Annotated in this window: 3 protein-coding genes; 2 read left to right on the top strand and 1 reads right to left on the bottom strand. The window is 68.5% G+C overall.

Features of this window, described 5'->3' with window-relative positions:
- The coding region (locus CEX87_RS26825; protein WP_094289868.1) for an Hsp70 family protein at positions 1 to 1,628 on the bottom strand (1,628 nt) is incomplete at its 3' end.
- 232 nt (positions 1,629 to 1,860) lie between these two features.
- On the opposite strand from CEX87_RS26825, the gene CEX87_RS26820 reads away from it, so the two are divergent.
- Positions 1,861 to 2,376: an Rv0340 family IniB-related protein gene (locus CEX87_RS26820; RefSeq protein WP_064399846.1), complete on the top strand. Its 516-nt coding sequence runs from the start codon at positions 1,861 to 1,863 to the stop codon at positions 2,374 to 2,376.
- Between the two features lie 261 nt (positions 2,377 to 2,637).
- The coding region (locus tag CEX87_RS26815; protein ID WP_198957323.1) for an IniB N-terminal domain-containing protein at positions 2,638 to 3,128 on the top strand (491 nt) is incomplete at its 3' end.

The following is a 3,128-nucleotide window of genomic DNA, read 5'->3' as shown; positions in this document are numbered from 1 at the left end:
GCGGAGATGTGTATAAGGGGCAGGGTGGGTGACGTCGTGGTCGTCGTCGTCTCCGGGGGCGGGGGTGGCGGGACCACGCTGGTGGTCGGACGCCCATCCGTTCCCGTGACCGTAACCGTCTGTGGTGCAACCGAAGTCGTCGTCTCCGGCGACGGTCCCGACTCGAAGGTCGTCGCGGTCTCGGTGACGGGAGTGCTGTCACCTGTGGTGCTCGTCAGAGTGACGGCGAGACCACCGGCGGCCAGCAGTGCGGCCGCGGCCGCCGCGCCGAACAGCACCACCGGCCTGCGGTACCAAGGCAGCGGTTCGGGTTCCGGTTCGTACTGCTCTTCCTCGTGGGCGAACTCCATCGCGGGCCGAGCGCCGGTTCCGCCCCCTTCAAACGTGTAATCCTCACCGGCATAAGGGACCGGCTCGTCGACAGGCGAGTCGTCCTGCGACCACGCCAAGGCGCGGAACGTCGCCGAGCCTGCGCCGTCGGAGGCCGACTCGGCAGCTGCGACGCCTGCGGCTCCTGCGGCCCACGCGGCGGCGGACATGCTCGTCGGCGCCATCCCGGTCGGGGCATCGGGGGCGACGGCGGCCATCCCGGTGGCGGCCTCGGCGGCGTCGGCGATCAGCGCGGCGCCCGCAGCGACGTTGAGTTGGGATTGCGGCGTGGTGATGACCGGCGCGCGCAGCCGGGTCGACAGCTGCTGGGTGATCAGCGGGATGTTCGCCCCGCCGCCGACGGTCGCGACGGCCGAGACATTTGCCGGCGGAATATCGTTGCGCTGCAATGCTTCCTGGACGGCATTGAGGACCCCGTCGAGCGGCTCGCTGATCAGCTGCTCCAGCTCGGTGCGGGTGACGCGCACGTCGGAGTTGAAGCCCGGCAGGTCGGCGTGCACGACCGCGGCGGTGTCGGCCGACAGTTGCTCTTTGGCCACACGGGCCTCGTTGCGCAGCCGCGCCAGAGAACTGACGGCGGCGGTGCCCGCCGGGTCGGCGTCGTTGGCGGCCGCGATGCCCGCTACGACGTGGTTGAGCAGAAGCTGGTCGATCTGGTCGCCGGAGAAGTCCGCGTAGCGGACCGTCTCCCCGATCGGGGCGTAGCCGGCTGACGCGTCGGCCAGGCTGATGCTGGTTCCACTGCCGCCGAAATCGCATAGCACCACAACTCCGCTCGACGGCAGCCCCGGCGCGGCCTGCAGTGCGGCGAGCGCGGCCGCCGAATCGGGCACCAGCGCAGGCGGCACCCCGTCGGGGGCCAGGCCCGGCGCCGCCCGCAGGGCGCCTCGCAGCGCGCCCGTGGTCGCCGCCCCCCAGTGCGCGGGTACCGCGATCACGACCGGGGTCCCACCGCCGACCGTGCGCGCCATGGCGTCGAGCGCCTCGACCAGCACCCGTTCTCCGCGATGAGGTGAGCCATCGGCGGCGACCAACGGCACCGGGTCGCCGACGCGTTCGACGAAACCGCTCAGCACCATGCCGGGTTGGTTGAGGTTGGGGTTCTCGGCGGGTACGCCGACCTCCGGCGCGCGATCGTCGAATACGGTGAGTATCGATCGGCGCATGACCGGGGGGCGGCCGATTCGGGCCGCCACCAGATTGGTCGAACCGATCGACAACCCGAGTGAGTCGCTCATCTCCACCTCTACATTTGGCCGTTCATCACGATAGCGGCTCAACGTCTTCGGACACGGGAGCTGCCCCTAGTGGGAGGAAATCCCCTAACGCCGCATCCCCTAACGGCCGGGCCGAGCAGGTGGGTTTCGCACCGATCACCGCGGCGGTCGCCGTCGATAGCATCGTGGCAGGCCACTCGGCTAGGCCTTGTCTCTAGCCACCTATATCTGTTCGAGGGAGGGAGGGTGTTTCATGGCCAACGAGTTACTCGACTTCGTCATGTCGGTGGTGCGTGATCCCGACGCCGCCGCGCGTTTCGCCGCCGATCCGAATCAAGCCATTCTCGACGCCAATCTGACGAATGTGACCAGCGCCGATGTCCACGCCCTAATCCCGGTGGTGTCGGAGTCGATGTCGGCGCTTCCGACGACCGTTCCGACCGCGCTGGACGGCGGTATCGCCGAAGCGGCAGGCAACGTCTGGAGCAGCGGAGCGGCCACCGCCGCTTTCGACGCGTTCGGCGATCACGTGCCCGCCGATGTGGTGGACGACGTGTCCGCCGCGTTGATCTCCGATCCGGGGGTGCCGGAACTCGCCGAGCCGGATGTCCCGGGCGTCGCCGACGCCGACGACACCGCGTTGCAGTTGGACCAGCCGGTGATCGAGGACGTCGTCGACGATGTTGTAACCAGCGAGGCCTTCAGCGACGCGCTCGCCGATGTGCAGCAGCTCGACATCGACGCGGGCGGATTCGACATCTTCGACTGACAAACCTGAACCGACGGAGTGCGCGGCCCCTCAAGGGGCCGCGCATTTTGTCGTTTCGGCTTGAGAATGCGGACGCTTCGGCCGATCCCCGGACCATCCCCTAATCCCCTAACAGAACCCCTAGTCCGATCCCGGGACGGTGCTGTGCAGGGAGGGGCCGCGACCCCGTTTCAGGGGCGTCGCGACGGCCATAACGTGGTTCTCAGCTCGCCGGACAGCCCGGCGACCAGACCAAGACCGACATCTTTGAAAGGATCCGACATGAACCTCATCGACTGGTTTCTGAACCTGTTCCGTGACCCTGTCTCCGCCGCCGCGTTCGTGGCGGACCCCGACCGCGAACTGCACCAGGCCGGCTTCGGCAATGTCTCGGCCGCCCAGGTGCAGGCCGTGGCGGCCACCGTGGCGCCTGCGGCGGTGGTGCATGGGGGTGGTGATCCGGTGGTGGGGCTGCAGCAGGCGGTGGCCCAGACGCATGGGATCGCGTTCGCCCCGCAGCGCCAGACCGAGGTGTTGTCCAACAACGACACCCTCAGCCACAACGACACCCGGTTTTTGAGCCCGGAGACCAACACGGTCAACCACGCCGGTGAGGACCAGCAGCAGGGTATCGGCAACTTCGGGCTGGAGTTCGGTGACATCACCTTTGGTGACAAGACCACCAACACCGCCACCGACGGCGGGGTGGTCAACACCGGCACCGCAGGCGATATCGATGCCACCAACGTCGAGGGTGACGGCAACGTCGTCGG

This window comes from Mycobacterium lehmannii (assembly GCF_002245535.1).
Taxonomy (GTDB): Bacteria; Actinomycetota; Actinomycetes; order Mycobacteriales; family Mycobacteriaceae; genus Mycobacterium; species Mycobacterium lehmannii.
This window is presented reverse-complemented; position numbering and strand designations above follow the sequence as displayed.

What these genes read in the sequence shown, in the direction of transcription:
- CEX87_RS26820 (WP_064399846.1), top strand. Translation starts at nt 1,861, where the DNA reads ATGGCCAACGAGTTACTCGACTTCGTCATGTCGGTGGTGCGTGATCCC.